Source organism: Macrococcus armenti, assembly GCF_020097135.1.
GTDB classification, from domain to species: Bacteria; Bacillota; Bacilli; order Staphylococcales; family Staphylococcaceae; genus Macrococcoides; species Macrococcoides armenti.
Genome location: NZ_CP083608.1, coordinates 106,059 through 131,815 on the forward strand (window position 1 = coordinate 106,059; position 25,757 = coordinate 131,815).

Consider the following 25,757-nt stretch of genomic DNA (forward strand, 5'->3'; position numbering starts at 1 on the left):
TATCAATTTAAATTAATTAAGTAACAAAATAAAATAAATGGGTTAAAATTGAAAAAAACTATTTGAAATGAAATTAAAGTTTGCTACTATTAAAATAACAAACCAAGGAGGAATATCATTTATGAAGAAATCTAAAGGCTTGATTATCGGACTTATCGCAGCATTATTAGTGCTTGGTGGTGGTGCGGCAGCATACTTTTACATGACGAATACACCTAAGAATGCCTACTTATTAAGTGAAAAGCAATCGATGGAGAATATTACGAAATATGTTGAATCAAGATTTTCAGAAGAAATGAAGTTTCAGGAAAAAATGAAAGATGAGAGTTATATTTCAACTGTAAAATTAGGTGCAGATGTACCTGAAGCATTAGTTGAAGGAGCTGGTGTTCCTAAATCGGTTATTGATGCTTCAAATATCGTATTTGAAGTTGCGCACAATGGAAAAGAAGAGTTTTCTAAATTAGGAATTACACCGACAATTGCAGATAATAAAATTGGTGAATTTGCATGGGGAGCAGATAAAGATAAACAATATATTAGTGCACCAGTATTAGATAAACCATTAAGTGTTCCAAACGATAAGATTGTAGAAACATTGAAGAAATTAGATGCGTCATTAGTAGAAGAAGGTATGACGAATGAAACATTAAACTTAAATAACATTTTAAGTGGTGCAACGGTGTCACAAGATGAACTTAATAAAATTAGAGATCGTTATATCGATGTATTTGTTGACAGCGTTAAAGACGAAAACTTTAAGAAAGATAAAGAAAAAGTGGCAGTGTTTGGAGAAGATAAGAATCTTGACAAGTTAACGATGGATTTAAAGCGTGAAGACGTAAAGAAAATCGTTATTGCAATGTTAGAACAAGCGAAAGATGATAAAGAATTGCATGACTTAATCAAAACACAAGCACAAGGCAAAGATATAAAGAAAGAAATTGACGATATGCTTAAAGATGCTAAGAAGGAAGATGCTAAAAACTTCCCTGAAGTTCACTCTATCATCTATGTTGACGGTAAAGAAATTTTAAAACGTGATTTAACAATTAAAGGTCAGGATGATGAGTCGATTAAATTAGCAGGATCATCAAAAGTAGACGATAACATTAAGGTTGACTATGAGCTTTCATCAAATAATGAAAAGGTAGGTTCGTTTAAAGGGGAATCTAAAAAGTCGGATAAGAAATATAACGACGATTACAAATTTGTAATGAATGACGGTGAAGAAAAAGAAATTTCATTTAAAAATGAGTCGACAGTTGATGGTAGTAAGCGTAAAGATAAAGGTCAAATTGATTTAACTGCACTTGCAGGTATGGATATGGTCGTTGCGTTTACAAATGATATGAACACAGATGTTGGCAACAACGAACAGAAACAAAAAGGTGACCTTTCATTTGATGTGGATGGTGAAACTGTTAAAGTTGTATTAGATAGTAAGACAAAACTAAAAGAGTCATTCAAAATTGAAGCGAAAGATGCGCGTGATTTAAATAAGATGTCAGATAGTGAAATTTCTGATATTCAATCTGAAATCGAAGAAAACTTTATGAGCATCTTCATGGATGTTTCTGGTGATTTAGAATAATTCAGAAAGGAGTGATAAATGTGAACAAAAATCTGTTTAACATTTATCACTCTTTTTTGTACAAAAAATGGCACTTAATCGTGTACTTAATGCTATTGTTTACTTTAATTGTAGGTGTAATGGTTGCTTTAACGGTAACACAGCAAACAGATGAGAAGTTTAGACTTGGTCTTGTGGATAATGATCAAACGTCAGAGACAAAACTGATTTTGAAATCCATAGGAGACGGCCAGAGTATCGGAAATGATCTGGAATTAAAACAAATGGATAATGATGAAGCGAAGCGTTTGCTTGAAAAGAATAAGCTTGATGGTTACTTCGTGTTTGATAAAGGGATGACGGACTCGTTTTATAAAAATGGCTCTTTGCCGATATCAGTCCATACTTTCGATAAATCATCGGTTAGGAGTGTTGTCATCTACCAGCTTACCGATTCTGTTTATAGTAGGTTGATGTTGTCGATGGGTGGAGCAAAGAGTTATAAAGTACTTTATCCTGGCAGTACGAAAGATGAAATGGTCGAGATGATGACTGAAATGCTCTTTACTGGATTGAATCGTAACGGTTCATTCGATGAGCAGCCAGTTAAGCTATATGATACAAACGCATATTATACTGTGAGTGCACTGTTTATTTCGATTTATCTGTTTTATTTATCATTGTTTTCAATATTAAAGATGAATCAGGATGAAGCGCTTATTGGAAGGTTGAAATTACTGCATTTTTCGATTGAGAAATTAACGATTGCCAGAAGTATTGTAACGCTGTGCTGCACAATATGTTTTACTGCGTTTATTATATTTACGGCGCATCACTTTATGCATTTCAAGTTTGAATTATATAATTTAAAAACCTTACTTATCGTTATATCATTATATTTATTTTTGATTATTGTGTTACTTATTATGATAGATTGCTTGTTTAAAGGGATATTAAACTTACTATGTAAAGTAGTATTAACGATTGTAGTTATACTGTTCTCAGGTGCTACGATTCCATCTGTGTATTTTAAGGATAGAGCACCATTACTATACGAAAGTCCGTTTAGTTATATTTATAATCAACTTGTTGAGTTATTATTAAATAATTATTTAATTGAGATACCAAAATTCGTATTTGTTTCAGTTTCGATCGTATGTATATTATTTGTTGGTAGTTTAGTCTGGAGGTATAGAAGATGAAACCTCTATTACAACTCGTTGTGTTACAGCAATGGAAAGCTTATATAAGTATTATATGTATGCTCCTAGTAGTGCTATTCTCTTTGCAATGGATACAGAATACAATGAATCAAGTGTTCAGTATGCCGATAGCGGTGCAGGATTTAAATGATTCAGCGGAGTCGCAAAAAATTATTAAAACGATTGAAGCGGCACCTTTTGTAAACGTGAAAGAAATCAATCGGGACGAAGCTTATATTGAAGATGTAATTAAGAAAAAAGAAGCAATTGTATCGCTTACAATTCCTGAAGACTTTAGTGAGAAATTATCAAAACATCAGATGCGAGAAGCAATAAAACTGTATTATCGCGATGATTTTATCGGTTCTATTGCCCAGGAAATCGTCAGTAAATCGTTGTATGAAATACAAGTTCCGTACATCGTAAAGAAATATGTAGATAAAAATGAACAAATATCTATTAAGGAAGCGATAGGGACGTATGAAAAGGAAACGCCTGAAAGTAAGATTAAACAATTTGCAGCGAATAAAGCGCAATCGCACTCTGTCTCAATGAATGCGATTGTGAGCTTAATTTTATTATTTTCGAGTGTTCAGATTTTGCTGCATAAACATATTGCACAGCATGCACCTCTAACGCGAATGTTTATGTTTCCTTCTATGCGTATGAAGTATCACGTTGTGTATATCATCGTGCATGTGCTGATTCTGCTTATGAGTATAATAGGTGCAAGTATCCTATTACAGGAATCGATGAACATTACATTTTATATAATATGTGCATTGCTGTTATGTGTATATGAATTCGGTTTATCTGCAATTTTAATCTATATTAAAACGATAAGTCATAAAATGTTTATGACAGTTACTTTTGCGCTAACGATAGTAATAATATTTAATTTAATTATGTTTGGGTGATCATTATGATAACAGTGGAGAATGTATATAAAAGATACAAACAGAAGATTATCTTTAAAGGGTTGAACACAGGGTTCAAACGTAATGCACTAACGATACTGCTCGGCGAGAATGGTGCTGGGAAATCTACATTGCTGCGTATAATTGCTGGTTTAGAAAATGCCGATAAAGGTGTTGTTAAATATAATGATGAGCCACTTGACTTGAAGCGTATTCATAAAGTATTGGGGTATATCCCACAGGATATTGCACTTTTTGAACATATGTCCGTTGATGATAATGTAAGGCTATTCCGTAGCTTGTATCAACAATCTATTGATGACGAAACGATTCTTAAATACAAAGCGTTACTGAATTTGAATGAATCTAAAGCAGTAGTGTCATCGCTTTCTGGTGGGACGAAACGAAAAGTAAATTTGCTAATCGGATTACTTGGTAAACCGGAAATTATCATTCTTGATGAACCAACAGTAGGCATCGATATGAAATCGCGTTATGATATTCATCGTTTGCTAAATGAACTGAAACAACATACACTTATTATCATGACGACGCACCACATGGACGAAGTACAGGCTATTGCTGATGACATTAAGCTTATCGGGAGAGATCCGTTCTATAAAGAAGTGCTGGAAACGTCAGGGCTGCAGTTTGAGAATATGTTAAAGGATGAGATTTAATATGGATCAGTTTGGACAATATTTAGAAGATGTTGCAGATCAGGATAAGATTGCAAAACTAAAATCGATTTTTGATTTTGTAGAACGTAATTTTCCTGAATTAGAACGTGTGTTTAAATGGAATACGCCAATGTATACGCATCATGATACGTTTATACTTGGTATAAGTTATGCGAAAGCACATATTTCTATTGCGCCTGAGAATATAACGATGGAAGAATTTAAAGATGAAATTGAAGCGGCGGGTTATTCACAGACGAAAGGTCTATTCAGAATAAAGTGGGCAGATGAAATTGATTTTTCGCTCATTGAACGCATCATCCAGTTTAATATAGAAGATAAGGAAGCTTGCGATACATTCTGGAGAAAATAATATAACGCAGTCGGGACGATTGTACCGACTGCGTTTTTTATGTACCGCAATATGTTATATATGGCCTGTCCTTTCGTCCAGGCAGTTTGAATAAATGTGGGTGAGATGTATCGAACGGACGTTTTAAAACATCGAGCAATGTGTTAAATGTAGTCATATCTCCATTAACTGCATCGTCCAGTGCAGCTTCAACGAGATGGTTTCTAGGAATAACGACCGGGTTTGTACTTCTCATGAGTTGCTGTGGTGCGTGTTCTGCCTGTAATCGTTTCTCCCAGCGTTTAATCCATGCACTTAAAGGTTTGAGTGCCTCAATATATTGATTAATATTCTGCAGATGAATAAATGTATTCGTATAGTCCATCTCATGCTGTTCCATGCATTCCAGTAACGTTTCAATAAGATGAAAATCTTCATCGCAATATTTTTCGATACCGATTTTATGACACATTATGCGTAAGTAATGATCATGATAAAGTGCTTTGTATTGATCAAGCAGTAGCGTAGCGCGACGAATTGCTTCGCTTTGATCTGAATGTATGAGTGGTAATAACGTTTCTGCGAATCTTGCTAAATTCCATTGACCGATTGCGGGTTGATTTTCGTATGCATATCGTCCTTGTACATCGATTGAGCTAAAAACGGTATACGGATGGTAATAATCCATAAAAGCACATGGTCCGTAGTCTATTGTTTCTCCACTTAAAGTCATATTGTCTGTATTCATAACACCATGAATAAATCCGACAGATTGCCATTTCGCAATGAGTTCAGCTTGTCTGTTTATGACGCATTCAAGTAATTTGAAATACTTATCTTCTTCTTCTGAAAGATATGGATAGTGTCGTTTGATTGTATAGTCCGCAAGCAGTTTTAAATTATCAGTACCATTTCGAATCGCATATTCAAAAGTGCCGACACGTATATTACTGGCAGCAACTCTCGTAAGTATAGCGCCCGGTAAAACTGTTTCGCGCATAACAGGTTCGCCAGTTGTACATACTGCCAAACTACGCGTCGTTGGAATGTTTAAATAATGCATCGCTTCACTAATGATATATTCACGCAACATAGGGCCTAGTGATGCACGCCCATCTCCGGAGCGTGAATAACGTGTTCGCCCTGAACCTTTAAGTTGTATATCAAATCTTCTGTTATCTTTAGTGATATGCTCTCCTAGAATATGCTGTCTTCCATCTCCGAGCATCGTAAAATTGCCGAACTGATGACCGGCGTATGCTGCAGAAAATGGTTGACTGAACGTTGTTTGTCCTGTTAATAGCTCTGGATGCGCGCTTAAATTTGTATCTATATTTAAAGATTTAGCAAGGGTATCGTTAAATATTAACGTGTCGGTATTAGCACAAGTAGCAGGAGCATTAATATCAAAGAAAATTTCAGGAAGTGTCATGTATGTCGTATCAAAATTAAAATAGCGCATAAAATATCCTTTCTCTTAAGAATTAAGAAATAGTTAAGAATTATTTCAATAAATTTTAACAATTTATGGTTGTTACAAAATGGTAAAGAATGTATTATTAATAATGTGTAACAATTGTGTTACAGAATTGTTAAAGAGGATGATTCATTCATGAATAGAAAATACTTGCCGGGTCTTGATGGCATTCGAGCGATAGCAGTTATCGCAATAATTATATTTCATTTAAATCCAAAGTGGCTACCGGGTGGATTTCTTGGTGTTGATACTTTCTTTGTCATTTCCGGTTATTTAATTGCAATGTTACTACTTAATGAATATGAGCAAACAGGTACAATTAATATTGTGCAATTCTGGATTCGTCGTGTTAAACGATTATTTCCACCGGCATTATTTATGTTACTGGTTGTAATTCAATATATCATATTTTTTGATCGAGATTTATTATATCAACTTAAGAAGGATGCGATTGCTGCACTTTTATATGTATCGAACTGGTGGTACATCTTTGATGGATTAAGTTATTTTGAAAGCTTTGAGCCTAGACCTTTACAGCATTTATGGTCGCTAGCGATAGAAGAACAGTTTTATTTATGTTTTCCATTATTATTAATGCTATTGCTAAAGCGATGGTCTAAAAAGCAGATTTTTATAATACTGTTAATCGTATCATTAATTTCAGCGATATGGATGTCGGTGCTTTACAATCCTACTGCCGGCAATGTTTCACGTGTATACTTTGGTACGGATACTAGACTTCAGACATTGTTGATTGGTGTCATGTTTGCTTTTATATGGCCGGCATTTAAGCTTAAGCAAAAAGCGCCGATACTATTAGTATTAATCATAGATGCACTAGGCATTACTGGCTTATGTGTTCTGATGTACTGTATCATTAACGCGAGTGAGAATAGTGCGCCATTATTCAATGGTGGTTTTTATGTTCTTGGTATATTTACGTTATTTGTGATTATGGCTGCTGTACATCCGAATACGTTAATGCGCAAAGTGCTTGGGATAAAGCCGCTTGTTGTTATCGGTAAATATTCATATAGTTTATACTTATGGCACTATCCTGTAATCGTTTTGATGCAGGCACATTTTGTTAAGGGCCAGATTCCGATAGGCGTACATATTGCATCAGTAATTGTAACTGTGATGTTAGCAGTATTAAGTTATAAATTGATAGAGCAACCTTATCGCACGTTAGGTTTCAAAGTATTTACAAAAATTAGGCCGATTGCTTATTTTATTACGATAGTTATAACTTTATATCTATGTATATCGACGCCTTACTTACTATCTGTCGTAAAAGCAGTACAACCTATGAATGATCACGTTGTGACGAAGACAATATCAAATGTTCCGAGTATAAAGCGCATTAGTCCGTTAGAAACGAATGAGTCGGTAGAAGATATCGTAAAGCATTACACACCTTTACTTATAGGTGACTCATTACTTGTAGATATTAACGATAAATTAAAGGAAGTTCTACCAAACGCAACGATAGATGGAGAAGTAGGAAGAAATATATATAAAACATTAAATGTGGCGGATAAATATACATCATTTAATCATAAAGATAGCATTATAATATTATTTGTTGGTACAAATGGTGACTTCCAGGACATACAGATGAACATATTATTAAGTAAGTTTGATAAAGCTGAAGTATTTTTAGTGACATCGCGTGTACCGAAAGAGTACGAACAGCATGTAAATGAAGAAATGTATAAAGCAGCGCGCAAACATAAAAATGTTCACATTATAGATTGGTATGAGGCTTCTAAAGCACATTCTGAATACTTTGCGCCTGATGGAATACACCTTGAGTACCCGGGAGTAGAACGTATGGTGTCTTTAATATATGGATCGCTTGTAGACTATGAAAAAAGTAAAAATTAATTTTAGATGATATGAACAATTTAGTCGATAACGTTATAATAAAAGAGGAGGTATCAAGATGTTCAGTTTATTTATTCTTTTATTAGAGCGTGTCGGCTTAATTATTATCGTCGCATATATATTGATGAATGTACCATATTTCAAGAAGATGATGTCTGAAAGAACAAGGTTATCAACTCAAATACAATTGCTTATAGTGTTTGGGTTATTTGCAGCTGTCTCTAACTTTACAGGTGTAGAAATCAGGAACAATGAAATTTTATCGAGTCAGATTTTCAGGACGATATCAGATGATGCTGTAATTGCGAATACGAGAGTGCTCACGATAAGTGTGGCAGGGCTCATTGGCGGTCCGGTTGTCGGTATTGGCGTTGGTATTATCTCTGGTATTACACGTTATTTGATTGGAGGTGTTGATGCCTACACATATGTTGTATCATCATCACTCATCGGTCTTGCTTCAGGTTATTTTGGGTACCGTGCGATGAAGGTAAATCGATATCCAAGTATAGTGACAGGCATTATTCTCGGAGCAATTATGGAAGTGATACAGATGATTTGTATTATCGTTTTTGCAACTTATACTGATAATGCGATTCATCTCGTGAAGTTTATTGCACCACCGATGATTTTAATTAACAGTTTAGGTGTTGCAATCTTTTTGTCTATTATTATCTCGACAATTCAGCAGGAACAACGTATGCGTGCAGTACAGACGCATGATGTACTGAACCTTGCAAATCAGACACTACCTTATTTCAGGGCAGGTTTAAATGAAGCATCTGCGACACAGGCAGCGCAAGTGATAAAAGATTTAATGAAAGTGTCTGCTGTATCGATTACGAACAAAACAGATATTTTAGCGCACGTGGGAGCAGGAAGTGACCATCATGTACCGCGTAAAAAAATCATTACGGATTTATCGAAACAAGTAATACACTCCGGAGAAATTAAAGAAGCACATAGTAAGCGTGAAATTGGATGTACGCACCCCGGCTGCCCGTTAGAAGGTGCCATTGTAATTCCGCTATATGTTAATAATGAAGTTACAGGAACTCTGAAGCTGTATTTTACGGATGGATCAAAGCTGACGTATGTTGAACGACGCCTCGCTGAAGGATTAGCAAATATCTTCTCGAGTCAAATCGAGCTTGGTATGGTTGAAACACAATCAAAACTACTGAAGGATGCAGAGATTAAGTCGCTTCAGGCGCAGGTCAATCCGCACTTTTTCTTCAATGCGATGAATACAATATCTGCACTTATTCGTGTTGATAGTGAAAAAGCAAGGGAGTTACTATTGAATTTAAGTAATTTCTTTCGTTCTAATCTGCAAGGTGCAAAAAGTACGACCATTTCAATAAAGAAAGAAATTCAGCAGGTGGAAGCATATCTTTCACTAGAACAGGCGAGGTTTCCAGATCGCTTTAATATACACTTTGATATTGATAAAACACTTGAAGATGCAGAAGTACCGCCATTTATTATTCAAATTCTGGTGGAGAATGCGATTAAACATGCATTTCATAACAGAAAATCCGGAAATGATGTATTTGTCAAAGTGAAAGAAGGAGAGCGCGCAATTGAAATAAGCGTTGAAGATAATGGTTTTGGAATACCGGAAGAAAAACGTGAGCATATCGGACAAATTGAAGTAGTGTCTTCGTCAGGAACGGGAAGTGCACTTGAAAATCTGAATAAACGACTTATAGGGCTATATAATAATCGTTCCAGATTACAATTTACGACAAGTGATACAGGGACAAGATTCTTTATTTCGATACCGTTAGAAAAGGAATGATTAAGTTGAGAATATTAGTTGTAGATGACGAACCATTAGCAAGAAATGAGCTGAAATATTTACTGAATGAAATTGATTCTACTTTATTAGTAGATGAAGCGGACTCTGTTGAGGAAACGTTGACGGCATTAATTTCAGAAACATACGATTTACTCTTTCTGGATATTAATTTAATTAATGAAAGTGGGCTGGAGCTTGCGCAGAAGATAAATAAAATGAAACAACCACCAAAGATAGTGTTTGCAACAGCGCATGATAGTTATGCGGTAAAAGCGTTCGAATTAAATGCACTTGATTATATTCTGAAACCTTTCGAGCAAAAGCGTATTGCTGTAGCACTGGATAAAGCAAAAACTTCAATAGAGCCGGTGAATCAAGAACATAAATTACCAACAATATCTGTTCAAATTGACGATAAGATTTATGTGATTAATATACAGGATATTATTGCATTGTATGTTGAGGATGGACAGCTGAACATTGTGACGATAAATGCCGAATATACGATTCATGAACCATTAAGTGCGTTTGAGAAAAAATTGCCGGAACATTTATTTATGCGTATACATCGTTCGAGTATTATTAACAAGCAGCACATTAAATCAGCGGAACAATGGTTTAATCATACGTACCAGGTAAAACTCACGAAAGATATTAAGCTGCAAGTATCAAGATCATATATAAAACAATTTAAACATGAGATAGGACTCAAATAATTTTGAGTTCTATTTTTTTGCATTTCAGCATGCATTTTTTGCATTTCATCGTGAAAACGCTCACAAATAGGTGAAACAGACGTATGATATAACCAAGATAAAAACACGGGAGGTCATTCAAAATGACAAAAGAAAAAACGTATCACTTCTTTCACCAAGTATCAGTAATCTCAATCGTGTTACTCATTTCGAAGATGATTGAAAGTTTTATGCCAATTCCGATGCCGGCATCAGTTATTGGACTCGTATTATTGTTCATCTGTTTATGTACGGGGATTATTAAGTTAGGTCAAGTTGAAAAAGTTGGAACTGCATTAACGGACAATATCGGTTTATTATTCGTACCGGCAGGTATTTCAGTTATTAAATCATTAGGTTTACTTGCAGCGCATCCAATTTTGATACTAGGATTAATCTTTATCTCAACGTTATTATTATTACTATGTACAGGATTCTTCTCGCAAATGATAGTGAAAATGACAGATTCAAAAGTGAAAACAAAAGTAAAGAAAGAAACAAAACATTTAAAAGGAATAGAGGTGCATTAACATGACAATGTTTGATCATTTAGGTATCAACTCAGTGTACTTTGGAATTTTACTGACGATATTGCCATTTATGTTAGGACAATACTTGTTTAAGAAATCAAATGGATTCTTCTTGTTTGCACCGCTATTTGTCGGAATGGTGTTTGGTATCGTATTCTTATCGGTGACGGGTATAAGTTATGAAACGTACAGCAAAGGTGGCAGCATTATAAGCTTCTTCCTTGAACCGGCAACCATTTGTTTTGCGATTCCTTTATATAAGAAGCGTGATGTTTTACAAAAATATTGGTTACACATCGGATTAGGTCTGTCATTAGGAACGGCAGTTGCGATGTTGGGTATATATGGTGTGGCAAAACTATTTGGATTTGGTACACAAATCATTGCATCAATGTTACCGCAGGCAGCGACAACAGCAATTGCCTTACCAGTGTCTGCTGGTATTGGTGGTGTACCTGAATTAACATCACTAGCTGTAATACTAAATGCAGTCATTATTTATGCCCTGGGAAATAAAATGCTACGTTACTTTAAAATCTCTAACCCGATTGCAAGAGGACTTGCACTCGGTACGAGCGGACATGCACTTGGTGTGTCAGCGGCAACTGAGCTTGGAGAAACTGAAACATCTATGGCGAGTATTGCATTAGTATTAGTCGGTGTTGTAGTTGTTGTCATCGTCCCGATTTTAACAGGGATTCTCCTTTAACTAATGGATATAAAATAATAAAATATATCATCAATTCACACTTGAGGTCAGAACAACATGTTCTGGCCTCTTTTTAAGTTTAAATTCTTATATAAATGTGAATTAAATAGTATGATGATAGTAGACACATTTTAGGAGGAAGTAGATGTTTTTAGCATGGAAAGAAGTAATACATAACAAACTGAAATTCAGTTTAATCATCGGTGTACTTGTACTGGTATCTTACTTACTGTTTTTAATTTCCGGACTATCAAATGGCCTCATGGGGATGAATCGTGAAGCAATTGATACATGGAATCCGGATGCAGTAATTGTAACTGAAGAGTCTAATCAAAATGTTGCGCAATCAATTATGAGTGAGGATGCGATTGATGGGAAATTTGATAAGATTGCAACTGTTAAAAACTTACCGGTTATTATCGCGAAAGATGATAATAAACAGAACACATTATTGTTCGGTATTAAAAAAAATCAGTTTTTAAAGCCGGATATTACTGAAGGCAAGATGTTTAATAAAGACTTTGAAGTGGTTGCGAATGATTCGCTTAAAACGAAAGGATTTAAACTAGGTGATACACTAAATATTGCTGGTAGTGATGAAAACTTGAAGATAACAGGATTTACACAAAACTCGAAATATAACGCAGCTGCAGTTCTGTATGCTAACGATGCAACGCTTGATGCATTATCTATGAACAAATTAAAGGGTAAGGCGAATGCTTTCTTTATTAAAGATAAGGATTTTAAAAATAAACACATCGATAAAGATTTACAGATGATTGAGAAAGAAGACTTCATTAAAAAGCTTCCAGGATATACAGAACAGAAATTAACGCTCGATATTATGAGTTATTTCTTGTTTGCGATTTCTGCGTTTATTATCGGTATATTTCTGTATGTAATTACGATACAAAAAGAACCGATTTTCGGATTGCTTAAAGCACAAGGTATCAGTAATGGATTCCTTGCACGTTCATTACTCATTCAGACGCTCATTCTATCACTTATTGCAGTGATGATTGCACTGATTCTTACAATTGGAACTGCTATGGTAATTCCCGACGTTGTCCCGATTAAGTTCGAATGGGATAAAATTGCGTTATTCGGTTTTACAATTATTGTAACAGCAATTGTTGGTGGATTGTTCTCGATTCGTTCAATCCGTAAAGTAGACCCACTGAAAACGATAGAATAAAGGAGGAGTAATATGATACTTGAACTAAAGCAAATACGAAAAAGTTTTGGGAAAGATCAGACATATGTAGAAGCACTGAAGCCTGTAGATTTCAGTATAGATAAAGGGAAACTAGTTGCGATTATCGGGCCATCTGGTTCTGGAAAGAGTACACTACTTACGATAGCAGGATTGCTTCAAGGACCAACAGAAGGTCAAATTATAATAAATGGTAAAGATGTATCGTCATTTAATGAAAAAGCGCGTTCTAAAGTAAGATTAAACGAAATTGGTTTTATATTGCAGGCATCCAACTTAGTACCATTTTTAAAGGTGAAAGATCAGTTCAAATTGCTGGATAAAGTGAAGAAAGATCACATGTCTCGGGCCGAGTTAAAAAATGAACTGGAGCATCTCGGACTTAGTAAAGTAACTAATCAATTTCCGAATGAGCTTTCAGGGGGGCAGAGACAACGCGTAGCGATATTAAAAGCATTATATACGAACCCGTCTATTATTCTAGCTGATGAACCGACTGCAAGTCTTGACGGTGAGAAAGCGATAGAAGTGATTAAACTGTTAAGAGATGAAGTGAAGACGAAAGATAAGGCAGGAATTGTTGTGACGCACGATCATCGTCTACTGGACTACTTTGATGAAATATATGAAATGAATGACGGTAAGTTGACGAAAAAATAAAAACAGGATAGAACAGAAATGCACACTGTTGTTAATCAGTAGTAAGCATTCTGTCCTATCCTGTTTAATTATTACGGGCGAAGTTACCATGAACTTCAGTTGTTTGATAAACATTGATGAAACATTTCGGATCGTTTTCTTTAGCGATACGAATGACATCTTGTAGTTCATAACGCGTTAATACCATTGTAATCATATGTTGTTTATTATTTGAATAACCGCCAGTAACTTCAGTAATTGTAATCCCTCTATAAATTTCATCAATTAACCCCTGTTTTACAGCTTCTATGTTAGAGGTAACAATTGTTGCGGTAAGTTTAATATGCGAAGTAAAAATCATATCAACTGTTTTACCTGTAATATAAATAGATAATAACGTCATTAAAGCAATATTCCAGTTGAAGAAGAATCCAGAACAAAGAATAATAATACCATTTAATATTGTCATTACAAGTCCGATTGACATGTTGCTATGCTGGCTGATAATCATCGCCACAATATCCATACCACCAGTCGTACCGGAATACTTTAATATAATGCCGACGCCAATACCGACTAGAACACCACCAAATATTACATTGACGAATAGTTCTTCTGACACTTTTGTTATTGGAATGAATGTCATAAAAAGTGAGATAAAAATGACGCTCAGCACAGTGTTGACGATAATTGAGCGATTGAGTTTCCATATACCTAGTATAATAAGTGGAATGTTCAGAAGTAAATTCAGAATACCGGCATCAAAGTTTGTCAGTATATGTAATAGTAACGCAATACCACTGACACCACTACTGAGTACGCCATGAGGTAATAAAAATAAATTAAATGCAGCTGCTATGAGAAATGATCCGATAACAGTAATTGCAACTTTGAATACTATATTATTTTGATATTTCATCGAAAAACCCTTTCTTAAATTCGTATATATAGTATAACAAATATAAAGCGGACCGGAAAAATAATTCCGGTCCGGTAAAGTTTATTGAGAAGTTTCATTTTATTCAACTAAGTTACTTGCTTTGCTTCTCGCATAAAATCCTTTTTTGATAGGTTCAAACTTTGGTTTTAATGCAAGTCCGAAAGCAAATGTTAATGTTGCAATTAAATAGAGCATTCCAAGCTTTGACCATGCAATTTCGGGTACGATACCGCCAACTGCCTCACGCAATAAGTCGACTGCGTAAGTAAATGGCAGGAAAGGGTGAATTGCCTGGAAGAACTTAGGTGTTACTTGAATCGGGAATGTGCCACCACCGCCGGCAATTTGCAGCACCATAATAATAATTGCAATTGCTTTACCAATATTGCCGAGTAAGCTGACAACAGTATAAACCATTATCGTAAATGCAATACCAACTAATATGGCAAAGAGCACATTGTACACCGGGTGTTTTGCGTATGCATCCAGAATAAACAAATTACCGAGTACAACTATTGTTGCTTGTGCAATACTTAATAATAAGAATAAAATCATACGTCCTAAATATAGTTCTCGTAAAGAAAATTTACCTATTAATGATTTATCTTTAAGTTCAGTTGTTAATAAGTTACCACTTAATAATGCACCAACCCATAGTGCCAATGCTGTATAGAATGGCGCACTTGCAGAACCATAGTTTGGAATTGGAAACACTTGCGTCTCATCCAGTTGTATAGGCTCAGCGAAGTAATCAGATTGATCTTCAAGGTCGTTACGTAGTAATTTGATAAGTTTGTTAAGTGTATCGTTCTTATCCAGTTCTCTGAATTTATCAGCTGCCTGTTTAATCTCTTTTTCGATACCTGGTAATTCTTCGTTCGAGAACACAGCAAGTTCATGAATTTTTTCCTGTGCACCAGGTAACTTGTTCTGTAATAGATGTGACGCTTCATTATATTTCTTCATGACACCAGGTAAGTCATTTGAAGCAAATGCGCTCAGACGATTTAAATCATTTAATACAGAAGGAAGTTCGCTTTCGACAAATGAAGATGCTTCACCGACTTTAGATTTGAAAGTAGGTAAATTTGCCTGTGCTGTCTGATTGATTCGGCTGAGCTTCTCTTCTAAGGCAGGTAATTCAGCATTAATTGTCAGTAATGTCTGATGAGCATTGCTTGTGATTTGTGTAGCATCTGCAAGAATTCGGTCAACATCATTTGCAAACTGACTCGCATCAGAAAGTTTGCCCGCAATTGTATCAAGATTACTGTCGATTAAACTTAAGCCGTTTGATAAAATTTTCTGCATATCACTTCCAGCAAATGCTTCGAGTGATGAGAGTGACTTAATTGCATTTTGAATCGCTGCATTATCAAAGCTTACTTTACCGTTACCTTTTGCACCGTTTAACGTAGTGTTTAAAGATTGATTTAATATTGTAAGTGCATCAATAGAGTCATTTAACTGCTTAGTTATTTTAGAAGTATCTCCTAAACCTAGTTTTTGTGCCTGATCCATTAATTTGATTACTTCATTGTAATAAGCAATCGATTGTTCTAAATTATGCTGATATATTTCTATGTTTTTAGCGAGTACTTCTGAACTACCTGGATTTTGTTCGCTCAGCGCTTGTAATTGGTTTAATGTATCTTGAGTCGTAGCAGCTTCCTCTTTCGTAAGCTGACTGATTGCCATTAAACCATTATTTAACGCATCTTTTGCAGGTAATAAGTCCGGTTTCTTTAACGGTTCTGTTTCTTTATCAACGACTGTTTTTTCTGTCGTAGCTTTTTCAGATGTCGGGTTTTCTGCTGTAGGTTGCTCCAACGATGTTTCAGCTGATTTAACGTCGGTTTGTGCATTGTTCGTTATACTTTGTGCGTTGTTAATTTTTTTGTGTACATCAGGCATTGCGTTTTGTGCGCTTGAGATAGCACTCTGTGCTGTACTTGTAGCCTGAAGACCTTTCGCTACTGCATCGTTGATTTGTGGGAATTTCTGCTCTATCGTATTCGCTTTTTGTAATGCATCTTCAATGACCGGCATGTTGTTGTTAATGTTAACGATCATTTGACCGGCTGCATTAATATCTCCGGCGTGTTCATTTGCTTTAATCAGTTTGTCTGCGCCTTCGGTTACCTTACCTTCATAATTTGAAAGGCTGTAAAACTCATCAGCATACTTAGAAATATCACCTTGATGGCGATCGATTTTGTTAACAGTTTGCTTGAATTTTTCCATCTGCGGAATGGCTTTTTCTGCTTCGTAAACTGCGTTTTCTATTTTATGATATAAAGGTAATTTATCTTGTAATTTCAATCCGACACGATTACTTTCATCCAGCAATGCTTTCGTTGCACTGTCGACAAACTTTTCGTTAAGTGACTTAGTAATTGCTGTAGCACCTGCGTTCGTCATTTTAGGTGCAATCGCATTAATTTTCTGATTTACTTTATAGTCGATATGCGCGCGCTTCGGTTGTTTATGGAGTATGCTCGTCACATCTTCTGAAAAATGTTTAGGAATATGAATAATCGCATAGTAATTCCCGTATTCCAACTGTTTGTTTGCTTCCTTTAAATCATCGGTAAAAACCCATCCGAATTTTTTATTATCCTTTAAATTATTCACAAGCTGATTGCCGACATTTACTTTCTTGCCTTGTACTTCGGCACCTTTATCATGGTTAACAATCGCAACCTTTAAATATTCCGTATTTGAATATGGATCCCATGATGACTTTAAGTTGAACCATGCATAAAATGATGGGAGTATTGCTAAACCGAGTAATAGTATAATGAATGAAGGTGTTCTTTTTATGTTTTTTAAGTCATGTAAAAAGAGTTGAAAAGCGTTCTTCATTGAATCTCCTTCTTTATATTAGTATAGTAAATAAAATGCAATTATTATTTTATTAATTGTAAAACAGTATATACTAATATAACAAATGACACACTAAAATACAATGTATTTGCTAAATGTATAACCTTCAAATGAAAGCGGCAGGATTACAAACGTTTCCATAGTGTAATTCTGCCGCTTTCATTATATTGATATAGAGAATTGTGTTTTTATTACTGCTTTTGCTTCCTCTGAACTGAAAACATTATATATTATTGTACGTCCGTCTTTTAGGATGTGTATTGTAACGTTACTGTGTTTAATAAGTTTGAAGTAAGGTGTTGATTTCATAATATTGGGATAACTTTTCGTGAATATGCCATTCGGTAGTTTTACAGAGTATTTACCGTGACACATCTTCGTGACATATTTAGGTCCGCTTGTTAGTGATGGGTAGTCGTGCGTTCCACATGTTCTGCAATGCGTGTTTTTAAATAGCGTAGCATCTGTTGATTTGAATTTTAAAGTATAACTATCGAATGTAATAAATTGGTTAGTAAACGATCCATCTGAGATGAATTTTATAACTTCAGATACTTGCATGCTTGCCGTCAAGTGCGCGGTTTGAGGGAGAATACCTTCAAGTGCACAATTTTGTCCGGTTTCTGGTGGGTCAGGCAATATGCAGCGCAGACATGCAGCTGTGTAATCTATAGCGAAGACGGTGCCTTTCGTGCTTAAACATGCCCCATAAATCCATGGGGTTTTAAGCTGATGGCATACGTCGTTAATAATATAGCGTGTTACAAAGTTATCTGTACCATCTAACACGATTGTTGGCTGATATGTCTTAATGAGTTGTGCTAAATTATCACTCGTAATTTCTTCAGGAATAGGTGTGACAACGACTTCGCTATTAATACGCGCTATATGCTGCTTTACGGCATCAACTTTAAGGATATAGGCATCGACATCACTTTCATCGTACAAACTTTGGCGATGAAGATTTGATAAGCTGACAATATCCATATCACAAACGATTAATTCTCCGACGCCACTACGTGCAAGCATTTCGCAAATCGTGCTGCCGAGTGCACCGGCACCAACGATTAAAAACTTCGCATGTGATAACTGTTTTTGACCTTGTTCGCCAAAAACACTTGCTTTTATTTGTCGGTCATAGCGCTTCATAGAAATTCAAGACCTTCAGTAGGGCTGGATGCTTGTGCAGTATACTTTTTAGGAATGCGGCCAGCCTGTGCACCTAAGTGTCCGGCGTGAACGGCAAGTTTCATTGCTTCAGCCATTAACACAGGGTCTTTTGCATGGCTTACAGCTGTATTTAATAGTACCGCATCTGCACCGAGCTCCATTGCATATGCAGCATCGCTCGGTGAACCAATACCTGCATCTACGATAACGGGAACATTAATCGCGTCGATGATATAACTTAAATTCAATGCATCGTTAATACCAAGTCCTGTTCCAATCGGTGAACCGAGGGGCATTATTGCATGAACTCCAAGTGCTTCAAGTTTTTTAGCGAGCACTACATCACATTGAATATATGGACATACGATAAAACCTCTTTCGAGTAGAATTTCACATGCTTTATATGTTTCAATCGCATCTGGTAACAATGTTTTATCGTCACCGATGATTTCAACTTTAATCATATTGCACATGCCGGCTGCACGTGCAATTTCTGCGATTTTCACTGCTTCTTCAGCTGTTTTAGCACCGGCTGTGTTCGGAAATGTAATATACTGCTCAAGATCTACTGCTTCTAGCGGATTCGGTAAATCTTTATCATATAAACTCATACGACGTACTGCGAAAGTAAGTGCGTTTGTTTCGCTCACTTCTACAGCTTTATGCTGAATCTCACCGTTTTCAAACTTACCTGTGCCGAGTATAAGTCTTGATTCAAGTTCTAAAGGTCCAATCTTTAACATATTAACCGCCTCCTACAAATTCTAATAGCTCTAATCTCTGTTCTGGTTTAATTTCTGTTTCATGCCATTTATCTTTTTGAATCGGCATATCATCAATTACAACTACTGCGCGCTTTAAATCAATATTTAATGATTCCAGAAAGGGTACAAGCATCGTTGTTTCTGTTTCATAAACTTCATCATTAACAAATAGTTTCACGTGAATCCTCCAATTTAAATTTATTTTGATACTTAATTGCAAGCGGATTATTTTTATCAAACATAAGTTTATGTACGAGTTCGCCAGTTATTTTGGAAAGGAGAATACCATTACGATAATGGCCGGTTGCAACAAACACACCGTCCTGAACTTCATCAATGACGGGGCGGTGTAGCGCACTATCTGGTCGAAATCCGCATCTCGATTCTTTAATTTCACCATTCATCAGTTCAGGTAATAAGTTATAAGTCATTGATTTGAGCCAGGTAAGCCCTTCTTCATGTACGATGTTTTCTTGATTCATCGATGTCGTAGCACCAACAAGATACAAGTCTTCTGCTTTCGGAACAATATAATGTCCGTTTGTCTGGAATAACGTTTCCTTCATGCATAGCGTAGGGTGGTAAATCGTCATGACCTCGCCTTTAACACCGTGCATATGAAAATCGACATTCAAAGATTTGAGTATCGTTCCTGAATACATACCAGCAGCAACAACAAGTCGCCCGCAGTGATATGTACCGCGATTTGTTGTTACGATAAATTCATTCGTATGAAGTGATTCAACATGTATAACACGGTCATCTATAAAAGTAATATCATCATTCAATTGCTTTAATGCTGTGTGATACTTCACTGCATTGACCTGACCATCTGTTGGAATCCACATCGCTAAATCATGATTTCGAATATGGCCATTTGCGAATTTGTGTAAACTATCTTCGTATAATTTCGTTGTAGTAGACTGTGAACTCAGGAAATCATATTGCTGTCTTATATCATTAGCGCCATCATGAGATGCAATCTTTAATAGACCGTTCTGGCAGTAATCTATACCATGACCAAGCCTGAAGAGCTCATCGGCAAAGTCCTTCATCATATACTGACCTTCTATACATAATTGAAACAACGGTGAATCATCATAAAATTCATTTTGAGCGCCAAGCATACCACCAGCTGCATGTGTTGCACGGCATCCATTATAGTCATCAATAATGCCGACTGTTATATCTTCTTTTTTCAAATGATAGCCGATACTCTGACCGATAATGCCACCACCAATTATGAGGACGTCGAATTTCGTAATAACCACTCCTTTATAACATGCTCAAGTACTGCCTTATGCTGAAACAAACGAATACCACTGAAACCACTGAACTTAATGTTAAGATCGTGTATCGTATTTTCATCAATACCACCGATTGCAATGACAGGAATGTCGTAATTCAATACTTCCTGAATTACAGATTCACGCTGAGGTGGTAAACCTTGCTTTGACGTTGTAGGAAAGACGTGACCAAATATACAATAATCAAGTATACCGTTAATACGACGAACACTTTGAATGCTATGTGCACTCATACCGACACTGATTTCAGGATGCTGACGTTTAAATAACAGCGCATCATCAATACGTTCCTTAAAGTGAATACGCTTCAGCTGATGTTTATCCAGCAGATGCGGTGCATTATGCACTATAATCTTAGAAACATCTATCGACTGCTTCAACACATTAATAAATTCATCAATTACATCATCATTCGCATCTAATCGCAATATCACACCATCGATGGATGCCTCAACATCAATAATCGATTGCAACACACTGTGATTTGGGGATACAAACGGTGTCATCATATAAATCATAAGCGCCTCCAAAAAAAGACCACCCGTAAAATAAACTACGGGTGGTCGTCATCAATGATCAAAATAAAATATATAAATAAGTATATAAAAATACATTTAAATATATAACAATATACATAACGATTGCTTCCCTACGTTGGAATTATCCAAATCAGGTTATGAGAGTCAGACGTTGTCTTCTCAGCTATAAGAGCACCCCTAGCAAATATTTAATTATGAATTAAGAATAGCACTGAATGATTGATAATTCAAACTTTGAAATTAAAATGATAAAATAAAGATTGAGGAAGGGGATTTACAAAATGAATGAACAAGAATTGTCGGCTTTGCTTGATGAACATGCTGAGATACATGAACAAATGAATGAACAGCAACAAATTGAAACACAAAAAGAAAATGTAGAAGAGATAAACGAAGAACATATAAATCAGGAAAGAATGCTTAAACTACAAGAAGATCGAATGACATCTGAAGAAATATTAAGGGAGATTGATGAACAGGAATCGCTCGATATGGAGAATGAAATTGCACAGAAAGAAGTGCATATCTTTAAATATGTAATGTATACAATTGAAATATATAAAGATGTATCGCTCACGTTTGATAGATTGAAAAACTTAATGGCGCATGAGTATGCTGAGATGACGGAAGAACATTTGATGCAGTACCTTAAAGATTATGAAACTGCCGGGTATATAAGGTTTAATGAAACAGATGAAGGTGTAACTGTATCGAAAACATTTCTTGGGGAATGTGCATTAGCGTTAGTGAAGAAGTAAGGCGGCTGAATCAGCCGCCTTACTTTTTTTAAGGTGTTGAAGTTGTAACGCTACACGCTTCAATTTTAAAAATTTTATTATAGTAATTATAATTTAAATCTTTATCATGCGTAATTTCAATCACCGTTTCGATATTTGTATGTAGTATATCTCTTATGAAAATTGTATTTTCTGAATCAAGACCAGCAGAGAATTCATCTAATAATACAAATTTAGGATTCCGTACTAAAATTCTCGCTAAAGCGATTCTCATTTTTTGACCACCTGATAAAAACTTTCCATCTGAACCTACAGAATAGCTTAAACCATGTGTTTGAATGAGCGTATCTAATTTGCACATTTCTATAACCTGATTTATATGGTGTTTTTCAAAATCATCTCCTAAAGTTATGTTAAACAATATAGATTCATTAAATATGAAAGGCTCTTGTTCAAAATAGTGTATATCATCTGCTATAGTAGACGTTTGAAACAAATTCGAATCAATATTATTAAATAAAATTTTGCCACGTTCAGGTTTTTCGAATGAGAGTAATAGTTTAAAGATTGTTGATTTTCCACTACCTGAAGCCCCTCTTAGTAATATATGGTCTCCTTTATTAATAGAGAGAGTTACATCTTTTAATATGGTGCGTTCTCCATATCGATGTGTTACATTGTCAAATAAAATCGGTAAGAACGTATTTTTACTTTGAATAAGTTCTTCTTTAAGATTATTTCCATTTTCTAGTTGCATCATTAAATTATTATACTTTTCGATGATAGTATCGGATGACTTTAGTTTATTATAATGATCTATCGCATTGACGGCAGGTATAACAATTCTATCACTTGCTAAGTATACAGCCATTAATGCTGCTAATGATAAATCTCCTTTTATAACAAAAATGCCGCCTATAAATAATGGTAAGAACGAACTAAAACCGGACAACAAGTTCGTTATCCAATTGGATTGAAAAAGATTTTTTTGCAGTTCGAAGTTACGTTGTTCAACATTAATTAGATCTTTAGATAAACGGGATATAAAGTAATGTCGTTTATTGAATACACTAATTGTAGTTAGTGCTCTAAAGTATTCATTAATGTGATTCATGAAATTTGATGAAGAAATAGACCAATTATCAGTAGAAAACTTAATCTTATTTTTATAAAGTTTAGGTGTAATGACAGGAATGATAGAAAATAATATAAATAATATACCAAGTTTATAGTCTATAACTAGTACATATAGAGCAGAAATCATAGAAAATGCTACACAATATATTAATAAAAAAAGTGACTTAATATAGTTGGATTCAAGATACTTAAAATCATTAATGATAAAGCTTAATAAATCAGCCCGAAACGATGCATTGTTACTAATAAAATATTTGCGAATCATTATACCTTTATACTTATTGTTAAAATCTTGAATAAATTGCTGCTGAGATAAATTCCATAAATATAAAGCAGTACGAATTGTGCAATAACCAACAATACCGAAAATAAAGTAATTTATTAAAGAATATAAGCTTTTTTGTTCTACAGAATGAATGATACCTGCTATAAGTGTAGGTATTACGAGACCATCCAATGCTGTCAAAAGCATAAAAAAATAAATAGGGATAAGTTTGAGTTGAAATAAATGTATTCGCATATAACTCTCCTTAAACAAGACAATCTTTAAATTTTTGTAATATTCTGTATAATAAATATAATACCAAAAATATTTAGAAATACGAACAATTATTTATTTGATAAGGAGAATTAATATGAAATATAAAATTAGAGAGATGTCTGTAAGTGATATTCCAGCAGTTCAAAATGTTGCAAAACTCAGTTGGCATGATACATATGAAGGTATTATTCCATGTCATATACAAGAAAATTTTCTGGATATAGCATATAGTACTTCAATGTTAGAAAAGAGATTAGCAATGACTCATATGTATGTTGCCGAATATTCAGGGAAAGTTACTGGTTTTGCTAATTTTAGTAAGCCGGATGACCAGCATATAAGTGAACTAACCGCGATATACATACTTCCCGACTATCAGAGATTAGGAATAGGATTGGCGTTATTAGAATACGGGATATCAAAATTAGAACAAGTAAGAAACATAGACGTGATTGTAGAGAAAGCTAATATTAAAGGATACAATTTCTATAAAAAACTTGGATTTGAAGTACTAGATGAATTTGAAGAAGATTTTGATGGACATATGCTGAAATCCATAAAAATGAGGCTGAGACTATAATTATATTTAGCGTAGTACTAAAACGTTTCATAAAGAGATATAGAATATTGATATTTTCTTTAACTCTAAAGTCTAATTTTTAAGGAGGTATGGTTTGTTGCGAAATACAATTATTTATCTTTTGAGTATTTTTGTAATAACTACTGGCAGCTTAATATACAATTTTGCAATTAGTTATTATATTTTAGAACTTACAAAATCACCATTCTTATTTTCGATTAACACGGTAATTATGAGTGTCGGAACTATCATTTCGTTAACGATAATGGGAGCATTTATAGATAAGTATGATAGAAAATCCATCATAATAATTCTCGAGATTCTTTCGTGTATTAGCCTTTTAGCATTATACCTATATACTTATAATTATGGGTTTAATATTAAATTTCTTTTTTGTATTACTGCCTTTAGATCTCTAATTATACCTGTTGTCTCTAATACATTTGATGCGTCATTAACTCAGATTTTCGATGAGGAGAAGATACAGAATGTTCTAGGGCAAGTAGGTACAATTAGAACAAGTGTCTTTTTAATAGGTCCTGTACTAGCGGGAGTACTGTATGGTTTTGTAAGTTTAGAAACGATGATATTGATTTTTTTAATTTTACAAATCATTTCATTATTATTAGACTTTTTACTCAAGTTTAAGCCATATGATAATTCTGTTGACCTAATTGAAAACAAGCCTGAAAAATTACTGGAATTCATTATCGGGAAAAATAAAGAAGCTTATAAATACGTGATGAACTCAAATATTCTATCAAGAATCATCATTTTAGCAATGATAATAAATGGAGTAGGTGCTGCAAGTTTTAGTGTATTGCCTGAAACGATAATGATTAAAGAGTTAATGTTTGAGCCTGAGTATGTTGGAATCGCGAGTTCTGTCATGGGTCTAGGATCATTGTTAGCAACTATACTTCTTTCTAAAATAAAGATATCTAATCCTTTGAAATCTATGAGACTGGCATTTTTAGCATTGGCAATCTTGATGACAGTGTTTACTTTGCCTGCATACTTTCAAGCGAGTTTGACTGTGAAATTGATATACATCGCTGCTATAGGGATGACTATGGCATTTACTTTTCAGTTCGTTTCAATACCTATGATGAGTTACATGCAAAAGATTATTGAAAATGAATATAAAGGCAGAGTTTTTTCATTGCTGAATTCTTTAGGAAATATATTGTTACCTGTTGGAACTTTATTCTTCGGCTTTTTATATGAATTTAAAGTTTACGTTTTAGTTAATTTATTTACTGCATTAGTTATAATTACGGTTACTACAATTTTGTTAAATAAAGATATCGTTAGAGAGAGTGAAATGATATACAACAAAAAATCTAATGCATAATCCGTTCTGAAATAAGTATTTATAAGCGGTTTAAAAATATAGTCTGTAATTATTTTCTGAATTTTCAATCTTGAAAATAGTACATCAA

Annotated in this window: 24 protein-coding genes and 1 riboswitch; of the genes, 15 read left to right on the plus strand and 9 right to left on the minus strand. The window is 34.7% G+C overall.

The annotated features are described in order from the left end of the window. The first annotated feature begins 121 nt into the window (after positions 1–121). From LAU42_RS00560 to LAU42_RS00580, 5 genes are read left to right on the plus strand one after another with little or no spacing between them, the layout of a single operon-like run. Positions 122–1,594, plus strand: coding sequence for a flagellar basal body-associated FliL family protein (locus LAU42_RS00560; RefSeq protein ID WP_224183813.1), 1,473 nt, complete (start codon positions 122–124; stop codon positions 1,592–1,594). A gap of 20 nt (positions 1,595–1,614) precedes the next feature. Further along, complete coding sequence (locus LAU42_RS00565) at positions 1,615–2,775, plus strand: ABC transporter permease (RefSeq protein ID WP_224183814.1); 1,161 nt, start codon at positions 1,615–1,617, stop codon at positions 2,773–2,775. Continuing rightward, entirely contained in the window at positions 2,772–3,692 is a 921-nt protein-coding gene (locus LAU42_RS00570) for an ABC transporter permease (protein WP_224183815.1), read from the plus strand. Before LAU42_RS00565 ends, LAU42_RS00570 begins: the two co-directional genes overlap by 4 nt. 5 nt (positions 3,693–3,697) lie before the next feature. Continuing rightward, positions 3,698–4,372: an ABC transporter ATP-binding protein gene (locus tag LAU42_RS00575; protein ID WP_224183816.1), complete on the plus strand. Its 675-nt coding sequence runs from the start codon at positions 3,698–3,700 to the stop codon at positions 4,370–4,372. A gap of 1 nt (position 4,373) precedes the next feature. Next, on the plus strand, positions 4,374–4,745 hold the full coding sequence (locus LAU42_RS00580) for an iron chaperone (protein ID WP_224183817.1): 372 nt from the start codon (positions 4,374–4,376) through the stop codon (positions 4,743–4,745). A gap of 37 nt (positions 4,746–4,782) precedes the next feature. Here the strand turns inward: LAU42_RS00580 and LAU42_RS00585 are convergent, their stop codons facing one another. Next, the gene (locus tag LAU42_RS00585) at positions 4,783–6,186 is read right to left on the minus strand and encodes a protein adenylyltransferase SelO (RefSeq protein WP_224183818.1); all 1,404 of its coding nucleotides are present in this window, start codon (positions 6,184–6,186) and stop codon (positions 4,783–4,785) included. A gap of 150 nt (positions 6,187–6,336) precedes the next feature. Here LAU42_RS00585 and LAU42_RS00590 point away from each other — a divergent pair, with 150 nt between their 5' ends. The 7 genes from LAU42_RS00590 to LAU42_RS00620 all read left to right on the plus strand — a co-directional run bounded on the left by LAU42_RS00590 (position 6,337) and on the right by LAU42_RS00620 (position 13,735). Continuing rightward, a complete protein-coding gene (locus tag LAU42_RS00590; RefSeq protein ID WP_224183819.1) occupies positions 6,337–8,088 on the plus strand; it encodes an acyltransferase family protein in 1,752 nt (583 codons plus the stop codon). Positions 8,089–8,146: 58 nt separating this feature from the next. Continuing rightward, complete coding sequence (locus LAU42_RS00595) at positions 8,147–9,889, plus strand: sensor histidine kinase (protein ID WP_224183820.1); 1,743 nt, start codon at positions 8,147–8,149, stop codon at positions 9,887–9,889. A gap of 5 nt (positions 9,890–9,894) precedes the next feature. Continuing rightward, positions 9,895–10,605 carry a LytTR family transcriptional regulator DNA-binding domain-containing protein gene (locus LAU42_RS00600; protein ID WP_224184705.1) on the plus strand — a complete coding sequence of 237 codons (711 nt, stop codon included), beginning with the start codon at positions 9,895–9,897 and terminating at the stop codon, positions 10,603–10,605. Positions 10,606–10,727: 122 nt separating this feature from the next. Continuing rightward, positions 10,728–11,153, plus strand: coding sequence for an antiholin-like murein hydrolase modulator LrgA (gene lrgA, locus LAU42_RS00605; protein ID WP_224183821.1), 426 nt, complete (start codon positions 10,728–10,730; stop codon positions 11,151–11,153). A gap of 7 nt (positions 11,154–11,160) precedes the next feature. After that, complete coding sequence (lrgB, locus tag LAU42_RS00610) at positions 11,161–11,862, plus strand: antiholin-like protein LrgB (protein ID WP_224184706.1); 702 nt, start codon at positions 11,161–11,163, stop codon at positions 11,860–11,862. Between the two features lie 145 nt (positions 11,863–12,007). Beyond that, positions 12,008–13,057: an ABC transporter permease gene (locus tag LAU42_RS00615; protein WP_224183822.1), complete on the plus strand. Its 1,050-nt coding sequence runs from the start codon at positions 12,008–12,010 to the stop codon at positions 13,055–13,057. Between the two features lie 12 nt (positions 13,058–13,069). Beyond that, a complete protein-coding gene (locus LAU42_RS00620; RefSeq protein WP_224183823.1) occupies positions 13,070–13,735 on the plus strand; it encodes an ABC transporter ATP-binding protein in 666 nt (221 codons plus the stop codon). A gap of 64 nt (positions 13,736–13,799) precedes the next feature. On the opposite strand, the gene LAU42_RS00625 is transcribed toward LAU42_RS00620, so the two are convergent. From LAU42_RS00625 to LAU42_RS00655, 7 genes are all read right to left on the minus strand, one after another. Further along, positions 13,800–14,633 carry a YitT family protein gene (locus LAU42_RS00625; protein ID WP_224183824.1) on the minus strand — a complete coding sequence of 278 codons (834 nt, stop codon included), beginning with the start codon at positions 14,631–14,633 and terminating at the stop codon, positions 13,800–13,802. A 99-nt stretch (positions 14,634–14,732) separates the two neighbouring features. After that, positions 14,733–17,519: a YhgE/Pip domain-containing protein gene (locus LAU42_RS00630; RefSeq protein ID WP_224183825.1), complete on the minus strand. Its 2,787-nt coding sequence runs from the start codon at positions 17,517–17,519 to the stop codon at positions 14,733–14,735. 183 nt (positions 17,520–17,702) lie between these two features. Continuing rightward, a complete protein-coding gene (locus tag LAU42_RS00635) occupies positions 17,703–18,689 on the minus strand; it encodes a HesA/MoeB/ThiF family protein (RefSeq protein ID WP_224183826.1) in 987 nt (328 codons plus the stop codon). Beyond that, positions 18,686–19,453, minus strand: coding sequence for a thiazole synthase (locus tag LAU42_RS00640; protein WP_224183827.1), 768 nt, complete (start codon positions 19,451–19,453; stop codon positions 18,686–18,688). Before LAU42_RS00640 ends, LAU42_RS00635 begins: the two co-directional genes overlap by 4 nt. 1 nt (position 19,454) lies before the next feature. Next, positions 19,455–19,652, minus strand: coding sequence for a sulfur carrier protein ThiS (gene thiS, locus LAU42_RS00645; RefSeq protein WP_224183828.1), 198 nt, complete (start codon positions 19,650–19,652; stop codon positions 19,455–19,457). Next, a complete protein-coding gene (locus tag LAU42_RS00650) occupies positions 19,636–20,745 on the minus strand; it encodes an NAD(P)/FAD-dependent oxidoreductase (protein ID WP_224183829.1) in 1,110 nt (369 codons plus the stop codon). Before LAU42_RS00650 ends, thiS begins: the two co-directional genes overlap by 17 nt. Further along, positions 20,715–21,299, minus strand: a complete 585-nt coding sequence (locus LAU42_RS00655; protein ID WP_224183830.1) for a thiamine phosphate synthase — start codon at positions 21,297–21,299, stop codon at positions 20,715–20,717. Before LAU42_RS00655 ends, LAU42_RS00650 begins: the two co-directional genes overlap by 31 nt. Positions 21,300–21,410: 111 nt before the next feature. Next, positions 21,411–21,509: riboswitch (TPP riboswitch) on the minus strand. A gap of 92 nt (positions 21,510–21,601) precedes the next feature. Between LAU42_RS00655 and LAU42_RS00660 the strand changes: the two genes are divergently transcribed. After that, a complete protein-coding gene (locus tag LAU42_RS00660) occupies positions 21,602–22,078 on the plus strand; it encodes a hypothetical protein (RefSeq protein WP_224183831.1) in 477 nt (158 codons plus the stop codon). Between the two features lie 28 nt (positions 22,079–22,106). Here the strand turns inward: LAU42_RS00660 and LAU42_RS00665 are convergent, their stop codons facing one another. After that, entirely contained in the window at positions 22,107–23,714 is a 1,608-nt protein-coding gene (locus tag LAU42_RS00665) for an ATP-binding cassette domain-containing protein (RefSeq protein ID WP_224183832.1), read from the minus strand. Between the two features lie 115 nt (positions 23,715–23,829). Between LAU42_RS00665 and LAU42_RS00670 the strand changes: the two genes are divergently transcribed. Then, positions 23,830–24,315 carry a GNAT family N-acetyltransferase gene (locus tag LAU42_RS00670; RefSeq protein WP_224183833.1) on the plus strand — a complete coding sequence of 162 codons (486 nt, stop codon included), beginning with the start codon at positions 23,830–23,832 and terminating at the stop codon, positions 24,313–24,315. A gap of 97 nt (positions 24,316–24,412) precedes the next feature. Beyond that, complete coding sequence (locus LAU42_RS00675; RefSeq protein WP_224183834.1) at positions 24,413–25,669, plus strand: MFS transporter; 1,257 nt, start codon at positions 24,413–24,415, stop codon at positions 25,667–25,669. Positions 25,670–25,757: the final 88 nt, after the last annotated feature.

What these genes read in the sequence shown, in the direction of transcription:
- LAU42_RS00630 (WP_224183825.1), bottom strand. Translation starts at nt 17,519, where the DNA reads ATGAAGAACGCTTTTCAACTCTTTTTACATGACTTAAAAAACATAAAA.
- LAU42_RS00615 (WP_224183822.1), top strand. Translation starts at nt 12,008, where the DNA reads ATGTTTTTAGCATGGAAAGAAGTAATACATAACAAACTGAAATTCAGT.
- LAU42_RS00570 (WP_224183815.1), top strand. Translation starts at nt 2,772, where the DNA reads ATGAAACCTCTATTACAACTCGTTGTGTTACAGCAATGGAAAGCTTAT.
- lrgB (WP_224184706.1), top strand. Translation starts at nt 11,161, where the DNA reads ATGTTTGATCATTTAGGTATCAACTCAGTGTACTTTGGAATTTTACTG.
- LAU42_RS00670 (WP_224183833.1), top strand. Translation starts at nt 23,830, where the DNA reads ATGAAATATAAAATTAGAGAGATGTCTGTAAGTGATATTCCAGCAGTT.
- LAU42_RS00665 (WP_224183832.1), bottom strand. Translation starts at nt 23,714, where the DNA reads ATGCGAATACATTTATTTCAACTCAAACTTATCCCTATTTATTTTTTT.
- LAU42_RS00655 (WP_224183830.1), bottom strand. Translation starts at nt 21,299, where the DNA reads ATGATTTATATGATGACACCGTTTGTATCCCCAAATCACAGTGTGTTG.
- LAU42_RS00640 (WP_224183827.1), bottom strand. Translation starts at nt 19,453, where the DNA reads ATGTTAAAGATTGGACCTTTAGAACTTGAATCAAGACTTATACTCGGC.
- LAU42_RS00620 (WP_224183823.1), top strand. Translation starts at nt 13,070, where the DNA reads ATGATACTTGAACTAAAGCAAATACGAAAAAGTTTTGGGAAAGATCAG.
- LAU42_RS00660 (WP_224183831.1), top strand. Translation starts at nt 21,602, where the DNA reads ATGAATGAACAAGAATTGTCGGCTTTGCTTGATGAACATGCTGAGATA.
- LAU42_RS00590 (WP_224183819.1), top strand. Translation starts at nt 6,337, where the DNA reads ATGAATAGAAAATACTTGCCGGGTCTTGATGGCATTCGAGCGATAGCA.
- LAU42_RS00560 (WP_224183813.1), top strand. Translation starts at nt 122, where the DNA reads ATGAAGAAATCTAAAGGCTTGATTATCGGACTTATCGCAGCATTATTA.
- LAU42_RS00635 (WP_224183826.1), bottom strand. Translation starts at nt 18,689, where the DNA reads ATGAAGCGCTATGACCGACAAATAAAAGCAAGTGTTTTTGGCGAACAA.
- lrgA (WP_224183821.1), top strand. Translation starts at nt 10,728, where the DNA reads ATGACAAAAGAAAAAACGTATCACTTCTTTCACCAAGTATCAGTAATC.
- LAU42_RS00580 (WP_224183817.1), top strand. Translation starts at nt 4,374, where the DNA reads ATGGATCAGTTTGGACAATATTTAGAAGATGTTGCAGATCAGGATAAG.
- LAU42_RS00595 (WP_224183820.1), top strand. Translation starts at nt 8,147, where the DNA reads ATGTTCAGTTTATTTATTCTTTTATTAGAGCGTGTCGGCTTAATTATT.
- LAU42_RS00585 (WP_224183818.1), bottom strand. Translation starts at nt 6,186, where the DNA reads ATGCGCTATTTTAATTTTGATACGACATACATGACACTTCCTGAAATT.
- LAU42_RS00575 (WP_224183816.1), top strand. Translation starts at nt 3,698, where the DNA reads ATGATAACAGTGGAGAATGTATATAAAAGATACAAACAGAAGATTATC.
- LAU42_RS00625 (WP_224183824.1), bottom strand. Translation starts at nt 14,633, where the DNA reads ATGAAATATCAAAATAATATAGTATTCAAAGTTGCAATTACTGTTATC.